Below are 16,224 nucleotides of genomic sequence, written 5' to 3'. Positions count from 1 at the left end.
CCATGACCGAGAAGATCGCCCTCACCCCGAGCACCCACACCACGCCGCCCGCGAAGTTCTCGCACGGGGTGAAGAAGGGGAACATCCTCCAGGTCGCCGGCCAGGTCGGCTTCCTCCCCGCCGTGGAGGGCCAGGCCCCCACCCCCGCCGGTCCGACGCTGCGCGAGCAGACCCTCCAGACCTTCGCCAACGTCAAGGCGATCCTGGAGGAGGGCGGCGCGAGCTGGGACGACGTCATGATGATGCGCGTCTACCTCACGGACGTCGACCACTTCGCCGAGATGAACGAGATCTACAACAGCTACTTCGGCGAGCAGAACCTGAAGGCGGCCCCCGCCGCCCGTACGACGGTCTACGTCGGCCTCCCCAAGGGCCTGCTCATCGAGATCGACGCGCTCGCGGTCCTCGGCTGAACCAGCTGATCCACTCGCCGCTTCCGCACCACCGCGCACGGCACGGCGCCCCGCACCACGGGAGCGCCGTGCCGCACTCCCCCTACCCGAAATCCCGCCGTTGTCCGACGACGGAGTTGCCCAGGCTGCTCGCCGCCACCCCACACCGGCCGAGACGCCACCCCACACCGGTGGACTCCTCCTGCTCGGCGACGGCACCGCCGGTCTGCTGACCGTCGCCGCCCTCGGCATCAGGACAGCCCTCGGGTCCTGTCCTGGCGCCCCCACCCGTACGTACGCGTGCAGCAGCGCCGCCGGGGGAGCGGCGGCGCTGCTGGTCACTGATGCCGGCCGGTGGTTACGGCAGGCCGTGCACGTGCGGGGCCACCGCGTTCGACCAGGCGTTGCCCGACTTGGCGTCCCAGTTGGTCGACCAGGTCATCGCGCCGCGCAGGCCCGGGTAGGTCTTCGAGGGCTTGAAGGTGCCGCAGTTGGTGCCGGAGGCCAGGCAGTCCAGGGCCGCGTTCACGACCGAAGGGGACACGTAGCCGCTGCCCGCGCCGCTGGTGGAGGCGGGGACACCGAGGCCGACCTGTGAGGGGTCGAGGCCGCCCTCCAGCTGGATGCAGGCGAGCGCGGTGAGGAAGTCCACCGAACCCTGCGAGTAGACCTTGCCGTCGCAGCCGAGCATCGAACCGCTGTTGTAATACTGCATGTTGACGACGGTCAGGATGTCCTTGATGTTGAGCGCCGTCTTGAAGTACTCACCCGCGGTGGACTGCATGTCGATGGTCTGCGGGGCCATCGTGATGACGAGGCCGGAGCCCGCCTTCTGCGACAGCGAGCGCAGCGCCTTCGTCATGTAGGTGGAGTTGAGCCCGTTCTCCAGGTCGATGTCGACGCCGTTGAAGCCGTACTCCTGGATGAGCGAGTAGACGGAGTTGGCGAAGTTGGCGGCGGAGGCGTCGCTGTTGACCGCGACGGACCCCTTCTCGCCGCCGACCGAGATGATGACGTTCTTCCCGGCCGCCTGCTTCGCCTTGATGTCGGCCTTGAACTGGTCGACGCTGTAGCCGTTCAGGCCCGCCGTGTCCAGGTTGAACGTGACGGCACCCGGCGTGGTCGTGGCGTCGGCGAAGGAGACCGCGATGATGTCGTAGTTCGCCGGTACGTCGCTGAGCTTCTGCACGGTCGCGCCGTTGTTGAAGTTCTGCCAGTAGCCGGTCACCGCGTGCTTGGGCACCGAGGTGCCCGGGTTGGGGTTGCCGCCGCCCGACTGGGCCGTACGGCCGCTGACGGTGGCGGACTTGACGGACTCACCGGCCGCGTTGGTGGCGGTGACCGCGAACTGGTACGCCGTGTCGGCGGTCAGACTCGTGATCGTGGCGGAGGTCCCGGTGGAGGTGGTGGCCTTCGCCCCGTCCTTGTAGACGGTGTAGCCGGTCGCGCCGGACACCGCGTTCCAGGACAGGGACACGGAGGAGGACGTGGTCGCGCCGACCGCGAGTCCGGCGGGCGCGGCGGGGATCTCGGGCGTGGGGTCGGTGCCGCCGCCCCCGTCGGGGCCGCTGACCGAGATGTCGTCCGCGTAGTAGGCGGCCTGCCCGTACCAGCCGTGCGTGTACACCGTGACCGAGGTGGTGCTCGGGCCGGTTCTGAAGCTGGTGGTGAGCTGGGTCCAGCTGCCGGAGCCGGGGGACCAGGTCGACACGTCGGTGGTTCCGGTGCCGCTCGCGCCGAGGTAGGCGTATCCGCCCTGCACCCAGGAGCTGAGCGTGTACGTCGAGTCGGGCTTCACGGCCACGGTCTGGGTGCACTTCGCGTTGTCCTGGCCGGCCGGGGTGGCCTTGAGGGCGGCGGTGCCGCTGTGCACGGGGGAGGAGACGGTGGTGCCGCTGCCGCCGGAACAGGTCCAGTTGGCGAGCCCCGACTCGAAGCCGGCGTTCTTGGCGACGTTGACGTCGGCGGCCTGGGCGTTGCCGACGAGACCGGTGGCGGTGAGCGCGCCGGCCGCGAGGACGGCCATGGCGCCGCCGAGCAGTGGCCGGGTGTGGCGCCTGCGGGCTCTGTGGCCGCTGGCGGGGGAAGGTTCCACTTTGCTGCCTCCGTGGGGGAGTTGGGAGCCGTGCGGGATACCTCGGGGGCGAGCCGGCGGGGTCGACCGGCGTGCCGGGGCTGTCCGGGGAGCGACACGGGGATGACGGGGAAGTGGACGTGAAGGACGGTGGCCACCGCTGGCCGATAAACTGGTCCAGACCAATCAAGTTGTCAAGACCTCTGGCAATGACAGCCGCGACGGCCGCCCTCGACCGGCCGTTCCGCGACGGTGCCGTCACCCGTCCGCGAGCCGCCCCGCGGACGTTCCGGAACGGCCGTGGACGGCGAATGAATTGACGTTTTGTTGACCTCGCGCGCCCTCGTGCGGGTGACGTGGCCCAGATGCCCTCACAGTGACGACCCGACCCCCGCCGGGGCATCGCGCCACAGGTTCCGCGTCCGGTCTGACGTGCGGAGACGAATTCCGGGTCGCAGGTAATCGGAAGATGGATTCGTAACACTCCGCAGTGGTACAGGAGTTAACGGTTCTCGATTTGATCCGTTTTAGCACGGGGGTGCGACCCCGCTGTCCCGTGACTGTTGTCGTACTGGCCTCCGAAAAGTGTTCTCTGCCAGGTAGGACGTGGATAAAGTGCTGAAGCAGAACCGCGGAGCAGGAGCGATTGCGGCCTACGTCATGACCGGCGTTTGGCCGGAGCCGAAACGGGGAACAGCGTGCCGACCGCAATAGCAGTGACCAGTGCTGATTTGGTACTACCTCCGACCGACCAGCAGACACCGACGGCTGCCCTGCTGCAGGCTCCCGACGCCCAGGCGCTGGAGATGGCCATCGGTGACATGCACGTGCTGCTCGAACAGCACGGCTATGTCGTCGCCGTCTACCCGACCGGCATCGCGCCCGCCCACGAGCGTCGGCTCTACTCCGTGCGTTCCGTTCTGGAGAGCGACCGCATCGCGCTGCTCAAGGTGGACCTCCCCCCCTTGGGTATCGCCGTACTCGTGCGGCAGCTGCGCCAGTTGTCCATCTGTGACTTCAGCCCGGGAGTGGTCGCCTCCGCCGCCCGGCTGCTGTCCCACTACATCCACGCGGGCGCCCTGCTGAACTCCGTCACCAAGTTCGACCGGGTCCCGGTCGACCTCAGGACGCACGCCAAGTCCTGGGTGCCGGGCTCCCAGTTCGCCGTGGTCGCGGGGCCGGAACCGCAGCTCGTCAAGGTCGGTCCGAAGGCGGACCCACCGACCGGCCCGGAATTCGCCACCCATCTGCTGACCGCCAAAGGGCAGTCGCAGTCCGAGTGGGTGAAGCAGACCCTCGCGCCCGCGTGGCAGGTCCAGTCCATTCACGAGGCCGCGCTTCCCGCCGCTTCCCCCGCATGGTGGGGAACCGGAAAGCTGGTGGAATTCGCCGCCTATCTGCCAGACATCTCCGTCCTGTACCAATTGGTGTCCTCCGTACGTCGCGAGAACTGCCACTGGTGCGGAATGGAACTCATCGGTGACCGCTGCGGGTTCTGCTCCTCCCCGCTGCCCGCGGCCGAGAGCCGAATGCACACCGCCGGTGTCCTCAGCCAGGGAGCGCCCGCACCACCGCAGTCCTAGCGCTTCCGCTTTCCTCCGTAGACGCCCTTCTGTCCGCTGCCCCACGCATCCGATTCGAACGAGGTTGTCCGGCCCATGAACTCCCGCCAGCGCCGCGGCGTGATACTCCTGCTTCTGTCGGTTCTGTGCGCCTTCGGCGCCTTCGCCGGCGTGCTCTCGGTGATCAGCGACGTCAACACCAAGGTCGGGCCCGAAGTCTCGGCCTACCAGCTGAAGTCCGACGTGGCGCCCTACACCGCCCTGTCGTCCGGGCAGTTCGAGAAGATCTCGATGCCCAAGCGCTGGCTCTCCACCAACGCGGTGACCGACCTCTCCGAGGTGAGCGGCAAGATCGCCGTCACCCAGCTGCGCAAGGGCTCCCTGCTCCAGTCCGACATGATGCAGAAGCGCCCCTCACTGCAGCCCGGGGAACAGGAGATCGCCATCATGATCGACGCCGCCACCGGCGTCGCGGGCAAGATCACCCCTGGTGCCACGGTCAACATCTACGCCACCTTCGCCGGTGAACGCGACGGCGATCCCTCCCAGTCGAAGGTCATCGTCTCCAACGCCAAGGTGCTGGACGTCGGCAAACTGACCGCTCTGGAACCGAACCGGGACGGCAAGTCCAACATGGGCACCGAGGCCGTCCCGATCACCTTCGCGCTCAACACGCTCGACACCCAGCGCATCGCCTACGCCGAGTCCTTCGCGGAGCACGTACGCCTCGCGCTCCTGGCCTCCGGCAGCGACAGCACCATCCGTCCGGGCGACCGTACCTACACGCTCGACAAGGACAAGTGAGGATCGCATGACCACCAGGATCCTCCCGGCCGTCGGTGACGTCGACGCGGCCAGATCCGTCACCACCCTGCTCAGCCAGCTCCCCGACGCGGAGCCGGCCACCCCGGTCGGCGACTCGACCCAGCTCATCGACGCCCTCGCCCGGCTCGCGGGCGAGTCGCTCGACGAACTGCCCGAGGTCGTGCTGGTCCACGAGCGGATCGGCCCGGTGCCGGCCCTGGAGCTGATCCGGGAGGTCTCCCTGCGCTTCCCCGCCATCGGGGTCGTGCTGATCACCGGCGACGTCACCCCCGGCCTGTTCGCGTCCGCCATGGAGTCGGGGGCGCGAGGCGTCGTCACCCTGCCCCTGAGCTACGAGGAACTGGTCAACCGGGTCCAGTCCGCCGCCCAGTGGTCCGTCGGCGTACGCCGCCACCTGAGTACCGGAGCCGATGTCTTCACCGGCCCCGGCGGTACGGTCATCACGGTCAGCGGCGCCAAGGGCGGCGTCGGCGCCACCGTCGCCGCCGTACAACTCGCCCTGGCGGCCCAGGCGTCCGGGCGTTCCGTCGCTCTGGTCGACCTGGACCTCCAGGCCGGTGACATCGGCTCGTACCTCGATGTGCAGTTCCGGCGCTCCATCGTCGACCTGTCGACGATCACCGACATCTCGCCGCGCGTCCTGGCCGACGCGGTGTTCACCCACGGCACCGGGCTGGCGCTGCTGCTGGCCCCTGGTGAGGGCGAGAGCGCCGAGGAGGTCAGCGACCGTTCGGCCCGGCAGATCGTCAGCGCCCTGCGTTCGCGCTACGAGGTCGTGGTGATCGACTGCGGCACCCAGCTCCAGGGCGCCAGCGCCGCGGCCATCGAGATGGCCGACACGGCGCTGCTGGTCACCACACCCGATGTGATCGCGGTGCGCGGCGCCAAGCGCGTCGTCCGCATGTGGGACCGGCTCCAGATCCGGAAGGCCGAGGAGACGGTCACCGTCGTCAACCGCTTCATCCGCAACACCGAGATCCAACCGCAGCTCATCGAGAAGATCACCGGCACCAGCACGACCAACACCGCGATTCCGGCGAACTTCAAGGAACTCCAGGCCGTCGTCGACGCCGGCCGGCTGCACGAACTCGATTCCAAGAGCACGGTCAAACAGGCCCTCTGGGCCCTTGCGGGCGAGCTCGGCATCGTCAAGGTTCCTGAGAAGGCGGAAAAGAACGGCGCGAAGAGCGGCGCGAAGTTCAAGAACGACCGAGGCTCGATCGGGCGCCCACGCATCGGCAGACGCGACGGCGACTCCCGGAACCGGGCGACGACCTAGGGGGCAAGTTGACTAATGGCACTTACCGAGACAAAAGACACGGAGATACGGGGAAAGCGTTACGGTGACGCCGCCCGGGCGCGGGGCGGAATCCGCGTCCGCCTCTTCGGCCGGGGGCGCGACCGCGGCCAGACCGCGATCGAGTTCCTGGGCGTCACACCGCTGATCATCCTGCTGGTGATCGCGCTCTGGCAGTGCGCGCTGATCGGCTACACGTTTTCCCTGGCAGGGAACTCGGCGGACGAGACGGCGCACAAGGGGGCCATCTCGCAGGGCCTGCGGTTCACGGAGTGCCGGCACACGGCCGAGAAGCACCTGCCGAAGGCATGGCGGGACGGGTTGAAGTCGGCGAAGTGCCGTTCCAAGTCCGGCATGTACACGGCCGAGGTCAAGCTCCAGGTACCGGTCCTGGTGCCCGGCATCCTCAACTGGAAGTTCCCGGTCACCGGCAACGCGGCGTTCCCGCTGGAGGCTGACCGATGAGCAAGCACCCGCCCACACCCGGCCGTACGGCCACCACCGTCCGCCGCCGCGACCACGGCCAGGTCGCCATCGAGTACCTGGGCTTCATCCCGCTGCTGCTCCTCGTCGGCCTCCTCGCGATCCAGGCGGGCCTCGCCGCGTACGCCGCCAACCAGGCGGGGACCGGGGCCCGCGCGGCAGCGCGTATGGCCAGCATGTCCACGGGCGGCTGCGACGAGCAGGCGGGCAAGGACGCGATGAGTGACTGGACCGCCAAGCGGGCCCGCATCAAGGAGTGGTCCTCGTCTTCCGAAGAGGTCACCTGCACCGCCCGCGTCAAGGTGCCCAACATCCTCCCGGGCGTCCATCTCTGGGGTACGGCCGAACGCAGTTCCACGATGCCCCGCACCTGACCCCGCGGCGTATCGCACCGCTGCCTCTCCAGCAGCTCAACCAGCAAGCCGGAACGAGGAGTTACGCAATGAGTCTGCGGGCACGCATGACCGCCCCCGAGAAGAACGGCGGGGGGCGGGAGGACAGCCACATGGTGGCCACCTACCGCGCCAAGCTGCTCGAAGAGATCGACCTGGCCGAGATGTCCTCGCTCGCCGCCGCAGACCGGCGGGCCCGGCTGGAGCGCGTGCTCAGCCACATCATCAGTCGTGAGGGACCGGTCCTCTCGACCGTCGAACGCACCCAGCTGATCCGCCGGGTCGTCGACGAGGCCCTCGGTCTCGGCATTCTCGAACCGCTTCTCGAAGACGCGTCCATCACCGAAATCATGGTGAACGGGCCGGACCAGATCTTCGTCGAGCGCAGCGGCAAGGTCGAGCAGCTTCCGATGCGTTTCAGTTCGCACGAACAACTGATGCAGACGATCGAACGCATCGTGTCGACGGTCAACCGCCGCGTCGACGAGTCGAACCCCATGGTCGACGCGCGTCTACCCAGTGGTGAGCGTGTCAACGTGATCATCCCGCCGCTGTCGCTGAGCGGTGCGACGCTCACCATCCGACGGTTCCCGAGGGCCTTCACGCTCCAGGAGATGATCAACGTCGGCTCGCTCGACGAGCAGATGCTGATCCTGCTGGCCGGGCTCGTCCAGGCCAAGCTCAACGTCATTGTCTCCGGCGCCACCGGTACCGGTAAGACGACGCTCCTCAACGCGCTCTCCGGCCTCATCCCCGACAGCGAGCGCATCGTCACCATCGAGGACTCCGCCGAGCTCCAGCTCCAGCAGAGCCATGTGATCCGGCTGGAGTCCCGTCCGGCGAACGTCGAGGGGAAGGGCCAGATCACCATCCGTGACCTGGTTCGCAACTCCCTGCGTATGCGCCCCGACCGGATCGTCGTCGGTGAGGTCCGTGGCGGCGAGTCGCTCGACATGCTCCAGGCGATGTCGACCGGTCACGACGGCTCGCTTGCCACCGTCCACGCCAACAACGCCGAGGACGCGCTCATGCGTCTGCAGACCCTGGCCTCGATGTCAGAGATCAAGATCCCGTTCGAAGCACTGCACGACCAGATCAACAGCGCCGTCGACGTCATCGTTCAGCTCACCCGACACGCCGACGGCTCCCGCAAGATCACCGAGATCGCTGTCCTCGACTCGCACGGCCGCGATCCCTACCGCATCGTGACCGTCGCCCGGTTCGATGCCCAGCCGATGGACGCCGAGGGCCGGATCAACGGCGAGTTCAGGTACCTCCCGATCCCGCGCAAGATCGCCGAGCGCCTCTACATGGCCAGCCAGCCCATCCCGCAGGCATTCGGAGTCGCCGATTCCGCCGAACAGCTCGCCACCCGAGAGGCCAACTAGGACCGCGCCATGACGAATCTCCCTCTTCTCACGATCGGCGTCACCCTGCTCTGCGGTGTCACGGGCGTCGCGGGCCTGCACGCCTACTCCGGCGGGAAGGCCGACCGGGACGCCCTGGTGGACCGCCTCTCGCACACCGGCCACATCCCGGAGACCGGTCGCCGCCGTCGCTTCCGGGGACTCGACAGCAGGCTGCGCAAGACCGGCCTGGGCCGGAAGCTCGAACTGAAGCTCGCCGCCACCGGCCTCGACATCACACCGGGCGAGTTCTTCGTCTACGCGCTCGCCGCCATGGCCGGCCTCTGGATGATCGCCTCGTCGATGCTCGCCAGCTTCTTCGGGCCCGTTGCCGCACTCGTCGGTCTCTGGGGCACCAACGCCTTCTTGAACTGGGAACGGACCAAACGCACCGAACGCTTCATCAACCAGCTTCCCGAACTCGCCCGCATCCTCGCCAACGCCACCCAGGCCGGACTCGCGCTGCGTACGTCCATCAGCATGGCGGCCGACGAGATGGAGGACCCGGCTGGTGAGGAACTGGCCCGGGTCTCCCGTCGCCTCGCCGTCGGCGAACCCCTCGAAGACGCGATGAGTGAGCTGACCGACCGGCTGCCCTCCCGAGAACTCGTCGTCCTGGTGACCACCCTCGTCCTGTCCAACCGGGCCGGCGGTACGGTCGTCAGCTCCCTGCGCAACCTCACCGAAACGCTGGAGGAGCGCAAGGAGACCCGGCGCGAGGTCAAGACCCAGCTCTCCCAGGTCACCGTCACCGCCTACGCCGTCCCGATGTTCGGCCTGGGCGCCATGCTCCTCATGAACGCGGTCATGCCCGGCGCACTCGACCGCATGACCGGCGCCTTCATCGGCCAGGTCGCGGTGGTCGTCTCCATCGCCCTGTACGCGATCGGATTCATCGTGATCCGCCGCATGTCCCGGATCGACGTCTGATGGGCGGCGCGCACATGGGCCTGCTGCTCGCCGGCGTCATGGGCCTGGCCGTATACGGAGCCATCGCCGGCATCCGCATGTACCGACGCGACGCGAAGCTCCCCGGCGACCTCGCGATCGCACTGGAAGTCGGCTCCACCCGCACCAGCGCGGTCGGCTCCGGCATCGACCGGCTCGGCATGCGCTGGGCCCCCGCGGTCCTGCGGATGATGGGACCCAAGGCCGTCAACAAGAAACGCCGCCAGATCGACCTGGCGGGCAATCCGGGCGGCCTGACGATCGACCGCTACGCCGCCCGCCGCGCCGTCTACGGCGGCCTCGGCGCGCTCGGCGCCGTCACGATGCTCATGCGCGGCCAGATCTTCTTCGCCCTGTTGCTGATCGCCTTCGGCCTCTTCTGGGTCGAGGTCGGTATCTGGTCGGCGGTCCGCGTCCGTCGAGACCACATCGACCGGACGCTCCCCGACTTCCTCGACGTCCTCGCCGTCGTCGTCTCGGCGGGCCTCGGCTTCCGTCAGGCGCTGGGACGTGTCGCCGAGAAGTACGAGGGCCCCTGGGCCGACGAACTGCGCATCACCCTGCGCCAGATGGACATGGGCGTCAGCCGCCGCGACGCCTTCGATCAGCTGCGCAAGCGCAATGACTCGGAACAGGTCGCGATGTTCGTCACCACGCTCCAGCAGGGCGAGGAACTCGGCGCGCCGATCGTCGAGACGCTGATCCAGATCGCCAACGACATGCGGCGCACCGACGCGCAGAACGCCCGTCGGAAGGCCGCCAGGGCCGTCCCCAAGGCGACCTTCGCAGTCACGACCTTCCTCCTCCCCGGAACCCTGGTGCTGCTGACGGTCGGCTTCGTCTACGGAGCCAACATCGACTTCGGCTTCCTCACGGGCGGATGACGTGAACTCGGCGGGCAGGACGGGCGGAGGGAGGTGACAGGCTCATGTCGTTCCAACTCGGCGGCATCCAGACCGGGCTGAATGTTGAGGTGCGTCAGGCGATCGCTGATCCCGGAGCGCGTCCGGCGTTCGCGATCCAGGTCAACGCGCTCCAGGCGATGTGTCGCCAGGTCTTCGGCTTCCGGCTCGCGATGATTGCCATAGCCACACCGTTCGCGATCGGCCACACCGCGAAGGGACTGGCCTCCTGGCTGATCGGCTCGGCGATCCTCGTCACGTTCATGGGCTCGTACGTCCTGTTCCGCGACTGGGAACGATTCGGCCCTGTCCTCCTGCGCCACCCCTGGCTGCTCGGCATAGACGCCTTCTTCGGCGCCCTTCTGCTCATCACCGGCGGCCCCGAGTCCACCCTCGCGTACGTCACCGTGTGCACCCCGCTGCTGGCCGGACTCGTTTCCGGCTGGAGAAGGGCGGCGGTGTTCGCCGCCCTTCAGACCGTCATCGTTCTTGGCGTGTACAACACCGATCCGAAGCTGCACCCCGCCGACGCCACGGCGGTCCTCCTCCCAGGCTTCTGCATCATCGCGGGTGCGGTCGGTGTCACCCTGCGCAACCTGCTCCTCCGCTTCGGTACGGCCAGCCAGGCCCTCACCGAGACCAGGGCCCGCCTTGCCGTCAGCGAGGCCGTGGAGGGCGAACGCACCAGGCTCGCCCGTGAAATGCACGACTCGGTCGCCAAGACCCTGCATGGCTTGGCGCTGGCCGCCGACGGGCTGGCCAGCTCCTCCGACCGCATGGACCCGCTCACCGTCAAGCACCAGGCGGAACTGGTTGCCCGCGCAGCTCGCCGCGCGGCGGCCGAATCCCGCGAACTGCTCTCGGACTTGCGCCGCGAGTCCGGACTCGACGGCGATGTGGACGTCGTACGGGAACTTCGGGCCCGAGCCGACGACTTCACCCGACGCCACGGACTCACGGCTACCTTCCGGCTCCTCGACGACGCACCGATCCCGCACGTCCCCCAGGCAGTCGCACGCCAGCTGCTCACCGTCGCCTCCGAAGCGATGGAGAACGCCCACCGCCACGCACAACCCACTTACCTCGTCGTACTGGCAGGCGTGAAGGGCGATGTCCTGCGCGTCAGCGTGTACGACGACGGGCGCGGCCTGCCCCCGGGCACGACGCTCGACGACCTCCGGCAGGCCGGACACTTCGGCCTCGTCGGCATGGTCGAACGCGCCGCGTCCATCGGCGCCCGCATCCGGATCGGAAAGGGCCAGGCGGCCAGGGGAACCGAAGTACGCCTGGAACTCCCGATCGCCGCTCTCACCACCGCTCCAGAACCGCAGCAACCCGAGTGAATTGCACAACGTCCCACTCCACCCTCACCCCCCATAGAACCCTGAGAGGAGGTCGCAGATGCCGGACGACGTCTCCCGCGCGTCGGGCCAGAACTGGGCCGCACAGAACCACGCCTCCCAGCACACGTCCTCGCACATCACCCCGCTCAACTCGGAGCCCGGTTCGCACGGGTCCCCCGCCCCCGTCCCCCAGCAGTCCGCGGCATCCGAGTCCATGCCTCCCTTCCCCGCGGCGGCACCCACGCCAGCCTCCCGCCCCCTGCGGGTCGTCGTCGCCGACGACAACCCGGTGGTTCGGGCCGGCCTGGGCGTACTGCTCTCCGGCCGCGACGACATCGACGTCGTGGCCGAGGCCGCAGACGGCCGCCAGGCCTACGAGATGGCCGTACTGCACCGCCCGGACGTCGTCCTGCTCGACGTCCGCATGCCCGGTGTCGACGGCATCTCCGCCCTGCCCCACCTCGTTCAGGTCGCACCGGTCATGATGCTGACCTACAGCCGCGAGAGCGAGATCGTCCACGAGGCCCTGCGTCTGGGCGCCGGAGGCTACCTCGTCCACGGGGAGTTCACTGCCGACCAATTGGTGCAGGCCGTACGCGATACCAAACATGGCCGGGCCCACTTCACAACTACTGCGGCCAACGCCCTCCTGGCCCATATGCGCCAGGACCCCGGTCTACAGGGGCGTCCCCTCCCGGAGGGACTCGGCGCGGCCCTGACCACGGGCGTTCCGTACTCGGGGGCCGGCTACGACGGCCATGTCCCGAGTTCCGTACAGCAACACGGACCGCCTGCACATCTACCCAAGTCGGAACCGTCTCCACCTGCGGCGCGACAGGTCCGGCCGTCACAGGGTCTTTCGCATCTGCAACCGGTTGTGGCACAGTCTTCCCTGACCGAAGGGTCGGGTGCGACCCTCAACAAGCGGCATTTCGGGCTGAGTTCACGGGAGGTGGAGGTCATGGAGCTGATTGCTTCCGGCATGAGCAACCAGCAGATCGCTGCCACCTGCTTCATCAGCGAGAAGACGGTCAAGAACCACATCAACCGCATCTTCACCAAGTTGCACAGCGCCAGCCGCAGCGAGGCCATCGCTCGCTGGCTCGGCACGGCCCCGACGGCGGGACCAGGGGCGCACGGGGTCGGCGGTCGTCGTGGCTGAGCGGGGGAGCGGGACTGCCGCAGGGCGTGGGGCCCGGCGGCACGTACCGGCGTCACAGGCCCAACTCTCGCTTTGGGCCCGGGAATGGGCCCTGGGACCCTCCGGCGAGCAGGCGCGGGCGCCGTATGTTTCTCACGTCGCCAGCGGCACCGGCCAGGAGGAAGCCGGTATCGCAGGCGACGCCCAAGAAACGTGCGAGTCGGCCGGCTACCGGTCGGCCGAATCCGGAGGGGAACCCCATGCCGAACATCACTCTGAAGACCGCCGTCCGCGTCAACGGCTGGGCCAACACCGCGGTCAGCGCGATCCAGAAGCGTTACGAGGCCAAGGACCGCGGTCAGACGGCGTTCGAGTACCTGGGCATCATCCTGGTGGTCGTGGCGATCATCGGTGCGATCATGGCGACGGGTATCGGTGGCGCGATCTCGACCCGGATCTCCAACCTCGTGAACTCCATCACCGCGGGCTCGTGATCGAGCGCCTTCGTCGCGACGCAGGGCAGGCCTTCCCCATCTATGTAGTGATGGTGGCGGGCCTGCTCTTCCTCGTGTTCGCATTCTTTGCCGTCGGCAAGGCCTCGGCCTTGCGTAATGGGGCCCAGGGTGCGGCGGATGCTGCCGCACTGGCTGCCGCGCAGCAGGCTCGCGAGGAATTCGAGGCCCCGTTCCGTGCGGCGCTTCCCGAGGACCTGCTGGATCAGTTTCTCCGAGCTCACCCGGTTCCTCCGGGGGCGTGCGCTGCGGCTTACAGCCTTGCCGCTGCGAACGATGCGGGTGTCACACGCTGCAAGCGGATGCCGGGTGGCTATACGGATCGAATCAAGGTCACTGTCAAGGGTCGCAAGCCGGTGAACTCGTCGGTGCTTCCCGGCTCGGAGAGGACGTTCGCGACGGCCACCGCCACCGCTGTCATCAAGTTTCGCTGCTCATGGACGTCAGTGGACTACAACCACGACAGCATCCGGGACATGTACTTCTTCCAGTGCGGCAATGACTTTCTGCAAATCGCGCCCAGCAAATTTCCGCCCTGGTCCGAGGTGAGCAAGATTCTCTACGACGTGCACTTGGTCGACAATTGACAGCGAACGACGAGTAAAGGAACCAGAACCCATGAGCATTCGGCGCTCCACCAAGTCCCGAAGGGTATTGGCTGCCGTCTCGCTGGCGACGGCGCTGGCCCTGGCCGCTGTTGGTTGCGGCACTGATGGCGGCGGTGGAAAGAACAATGACGCTGGTTCGTCGCCATCCTCCACTCCGTCCAAGTCCTCGGAAGAGGATAAGGGTGCAAAACAGGAGGATACGGCTGCTGGCGACAATGTGGACCCGAATGTAAAGCTCGCGCAGGTCAATGGTCGCGATGGTCTGATTCTTGTCGTCAATGAGGTGAAGCGCGACAGTGGCGGGTTTGTTACTGTCAGCGGTGTGATCAAGAATGACGGGGACGGAATTCGCAGCGGCGGTCAGTGGGCGGGCAATGAGACTGTCATCGTGGCCAAGAATCCGAATTCCGTAGCAGGCGCGACGCTCGTGGACAAGGTCGGCAAGAAGCGCTACTACATTCTTCGGGATACGGATGGGCGATGCCTCTGCACCACCGGGCTGACAGCGATTCAACCTGGCAAGTCGCTTTCCATCTTTATGCAGTTCCCGGCGCCTCCGGAAACCACCACTGAAGTCGACTTCACGCTGCCGACGTTCGCCACTGCCTCGCTGAAGATTTCTGGGTGATGTCCGGTATGAAAGGTATTCGTACGCGGCACATGCAAAGCCATGTCGCAGGGCGAGCAATCGCTGTTGCGATACTGCTGACGGGCGTCACTGTCTTCAGTGCGACGACGGCTCTGGCCGACGACGGCCCGAGCGTGCCTCCCGGCACTGAGGCGACGTCAGTGCCTCCGGTCAAGCTCGACCCCAACGATCCGGACCTGAAGATGCCCGAAGGCGGCACGCTCGCCCCGGCCAAGGTTCTCGACATCGTCCAGGTCATCGAGGATGAGGGCGGCGACGAGCGTCGCGAGGACAGCAACGCGAACATCAAGTTCGCGCTCCAGGCCGAGGTGCTCTTCGGCAAGGACAGCGCCAAGCTGAGCTCCGCCGCCAACTCCCGTATCGCAGCCATCGCCGCCGAGATCAAGAAGCAGAACGCCACCAAGGTGCGCGTCTTCGGCTTCACCGACAACCTCGGTTCGTCGGCCCACGGCGACGTGCTGTCCAAGCAGCGTGCCAACGCCGTGCAGTCGCTTCTGGTCCGGGAGTTGGGCTCGAACGTCACCTTCGACATCCGTGGCTACGGCGAGCAGTACCCGATCGCCGACAACAGCACGGAAGAAGGCCGCAAGAAGAACCGCCGCGTGGAGGTCTCCTTCCCGCACGGCGGTTCTTCCTGAGGTCCCGCACCGCACAGGCAGGTGTAGGAACTCAGGCTTCGTATCGTCATCTCACGGCCGATGTCGCATGGATGTCCCGTGCGACATCGGTCATGAGATGGGCGAAGGGGTGAGTCTGGACTCGCTCCATGGTGTGGGCGACAACCCGCCCCTTCGCGACGGTGCTGCTGCTGGAGTTACACGAGGACATCGCGCGCAGCCGGGTCAGCCCGGACAAGAATTCAGCGCCCCCCACGGCCGAGGGCGGCGACCTCGCGTACGGCCTCGGCGATGGCAGGGAAGTCCATTTTGAGGATCGCGCCGTGGTTGCCGGCGACCTTCGCGCTCACCTTGATGTTCGGGTTGCGGGCGGCCACCGCATCGAGGCCGGTGCGGATCCGTTCCTGCTCATCACCGCGGCTTCCGAAGGACGTCCCCGAAGCAACCACGTACCGCACCGGGACGGTGATGTCGTCCAGCACGGGCCCCAGCTCGCGCTCGCGGGAGAGCTTGCCGAGCTCGATGTTGCTGTCGGCCTGCTGCTCGGCGGTCATCCGCGGGGCCAGGCCCGTCGGGCGCAGCAGCGGCAGGAACCAGCCCATCCGCCGAAACAGCTTCCGGATTCGCTGCTCCATGGCCTCGTCGAGCCAGTCGTACGGGAACGCACCGTCAACCAAGACCGTGCCCAAGGCACGCTCCGGATTCCGGCCGGCCCAGTGCGCCGCGACGACCGCCCCGTAGGACCAGCCCACCACCAGCGCCCGGTCCACACCCCTGGCCGCGAGAACGGCGTCGACGTCCCGGACGGCGGCCTCGAAGGAGTAGTCCGCCGAACGCTTCGATTTCCTGCCGCGGGCCCGCTCGTCGTAGGTGATGTGCCGCCACCCCGCCCCCAGTTCAGCGATGACCCGCCGCCAGTACCCCTGAGTGGCGAACTGGCCATTGAGGTAGACCACAGGGATACCGGGGCCACCGGTGTCGGTGACGGCCAGGGCCGTATCGTCGACCGGCACCATGCCGGTCCACTTCGAACCGGCCGAGGAAGTGCTGTTCTGCGTCATGTGTTCCACCTG

17 protein-coding genes and 1 pseudogene are annotated in these 16,224 nt (G+C 67.6%); 16 read left to right on the top strand and 2 right to left on the bottom strand.

Going from position 1 to position 16,224, the window contains the following annotated elements; genetic code table 11:
* The first annotated feature begins 2 nt into the window (after positions 1 to 2).
* Positions 3 to 413, top strand: a complete 411-nt coding sequence (locus ACZ68L_RS07655) for a RidA family protein (protein ID WP_124716700.1) — start codon at positions 3 to 5, stop codon at positions 411 to 413.
* A 100-nt stretch (positions 414 to 513) separates the two neighbouring features.
* A pseudogene (locus ACZ68L_RS07650) lies at positions 514 to 738 on the top strand (hypothetical protein); the annotation flags it as partial.
* A gap of 12 nt (positions 739 to 750) precedes the next feature.
* Here the strand turns inward: ACZ68L_RS07650 and ACZ68L_RS07645 are convergent.
* The gene (locus ACZ68L_RS07645; protein ID WP_469575289.1) at positions 751 to 2,418 is read right to left on the bottom strand and encodes a chitinase; all 1,668 of its coding nucleotides are present in this window, start codon (positions 2,416 to 2,418) and stop codon (positions 751 to 753) included.
* Positions 2,419 to 3,182: 764 nt separating this feature from the next.
* Between ACZ68L_RS07645 and ACZ68L_RS07640 the strand changes: the two genes are divergently transcribed.
* The 14 genes from ACZ68L_RS07640 (at position 3,183) to ACZ68L_RS07575 (ending at position 15,172) form a co-directional block, all read left to right on the top strand.
* Positions 3,183 to 4,049 (top strand): hypothetical protein, encoded by an 867-nt coding sequence (locus tag ACZ68L_RS07640; RefSeq protein ID WP_469574966.1) that lies wholly within the window; start codon positions 3,183 to 3,185, stop codon positions 4,047 to 4,049.
* A gap of 75 nt (positions 4,050 to 4,124) precedes the next feature.
* The gene (cpaB, locus tag ACZ68L_RS07635; RefSeq protein WP_361442740.1) at positions 4,125 to 4,832 is read left to right on the top strand and encodes a Flp pilus assembly protein CpaB; all 708 of its coding nucleotides are present in this window, start codon (positions 4,125 to 4,127) and stop codon (positions 4,830 to 4,832) included.
* A gap of 7 nt (positions 4,833 to 4,839) precedes the next feature.
* Positions 4,840 to 6,132, top strand: a complete 1,293-nt coding sequence (locus tag ACZ68L_RS07630) for an AAA family ATPase (RefSeq protein WP_469574964.1) — start codon at positions 4,840 to 4,842, stop codon at positions 6,130 to 6,132.
* Between the two features lie 15 nt (positions 6,133 to 6,147).
* On the top strand, positions 6,148 to 6,615 hold the full coding sequence (locus ACZ68L_RS07625) for a TadE family protein (RefSeq protein WP_469574962.1): 468 nt from the start codon (positions 6,148 to 6,150) through the stop codon (positions 6,613 to 6,615).
* Positions 6,612 to 7,007, top strand: a complete 396-nt coding sequence (locus ACZ68L_RS07620; protein WP_469574960.1) for a TadE/TadG family type IV pilus assembly protein — start codon at positions 6,612 to 6,614, stop codon at positions 7,005 to 7,007. The genes ACZ68L_RS07625 and ACZ68L_RS07620 overlap by 4 nt, the downstream gene beginning before the upstream one ends.
* A 68-nt stretch (positions 7,008 to 7,075) precedes the next feature.
* Positions 7,076 to 8,413, top strand: coding sequence for a CpaF family protein (locus ACZ68L_RS07615; protein WP_469574958.1), 1,338 nt, complete (start codon positions 7,076 to 7,078; stop codon positions 8,411 to 8,413).
* Positions 8,414 to 8,422: 9 nt separating this feature from the next.
* Positions 8,423 to 9,361 carry a type II secretion system F family protein gene (locus tag ACZ68L_RS07610; RefSeq protein WP_469574957.1) on the top strand — a complete coding sequence of 313 codons (939 nt, stop codon included), beginning with the start codon at positions 8,423 to 8,425 and terminating at the stop codon, positions 9,359 to 9,361.
* 14 nt (positions 9,362 to 9,375) lie between these two features.
* Positions 9,376 to 10,263 carry a DUF5936 domain-containing protein gene (locus ACZ68L_RS07605; protein ID WP_469575287.1) on the top strand — a complete coding sequence of 296 codons (888 nt, stop codon included), beginning with the start codon at positions 9,376 to 9,378 and terminating at the stop codon, positions 10,261 to 10,263.
* Between the two features lie 44 nt (positions 10,264 to 10,307).
* Positions 10,308 to 11,624, top strand: a complete 1,317-nt coding sequence (locus tag ACZ68L_RS07600) for a sensor histidine kinase (protein WP_469574956.1) — start codon at positions 10,308 to 10,310, stop codon at positions 11,622 to 11,624.
* Between the two features lie 58 nt (positions 11,625 to 11,682).
* Entirely contained in the window at positions 11,683 to 12,786 is a 1,104-nt protein-coding gene (locus tag ACZ68L_RS07595; protein ID WP_469574954.1) for a response regulator, read from the top strand.
* A gap of 239 nt (positions 12,787 to 13,025) precedes the next feature.
* Positions 13,026 to 13,259, top strand: coding sequence for a hypothetical protein (locus ACZ68L_RS07590; RefSeq protein ID WP_469574952.1), 234 nt, complete (start codon positions 13,026 to 13,028; stop codon positions 13,257 to 13,259).
* A complete protein-coding gene (locus ACZ68L_RS07585; RefSeq protein ID WP_469574951.1) occupies positions 13,256 to 13,864 on the top strand; it encodes a pilus assembly protein TadG-related protein in 609 nt (202 codons plus the stop codon). The genes ACZ68L_RS07590 and ACZ68L_RS07585 overlap by 4 nt, the downstream gene beginning before the upstream one ends.
* A 31-nt stretch (positions 13,865 to 13,895) precedes the next feature.
* Positions 13,896 to 14,513, top strand: coding sequence for a hypothetical protein (locus ACZ68L_RS07580; RefSeq protein WP_469574949.1), 618 nt, complete (start codon positions 13,896 to 13,898; stop codon positions 14,511 to 14,513).
* Between the two features lie 32 nt (positions 14,514 to 14,545).
* Complete coding sequence (locus ACZ68L_RS07575; protein WP_469574947.1) at positions 14,546 to 15,172, top strand: OmpA family protein; 627 nt, start codon at positions 14,546 to 14,548, stop codon at positions 15,170 to 15,172.
* A 221-nt stretch (positions 15,173 to 15,393) separates the two neighbouring features.
* Here the strand turns inward: ACZ68L_RS07575 and ACZ68L_RS07570 are convergent, their stop codons facing one another.
* Entirely contained in the window at positions 15,394 to 16,212 is an 819-nt protein-coding gene (locus tag ACZ68L_RS07570) for an alpha/beta fold hydrolase (protein WP_469574945.1), read from the bottom strand.
* Positions 16,213 to 16,224: the final 12 nt, after the last annotated feature.

Source organism: Streptomyces sp. NPDC104309, from assembly GCF_055584025.1.
This window is presented reverse-complemented; position numbering and strand designations above follow the sequence as displayed.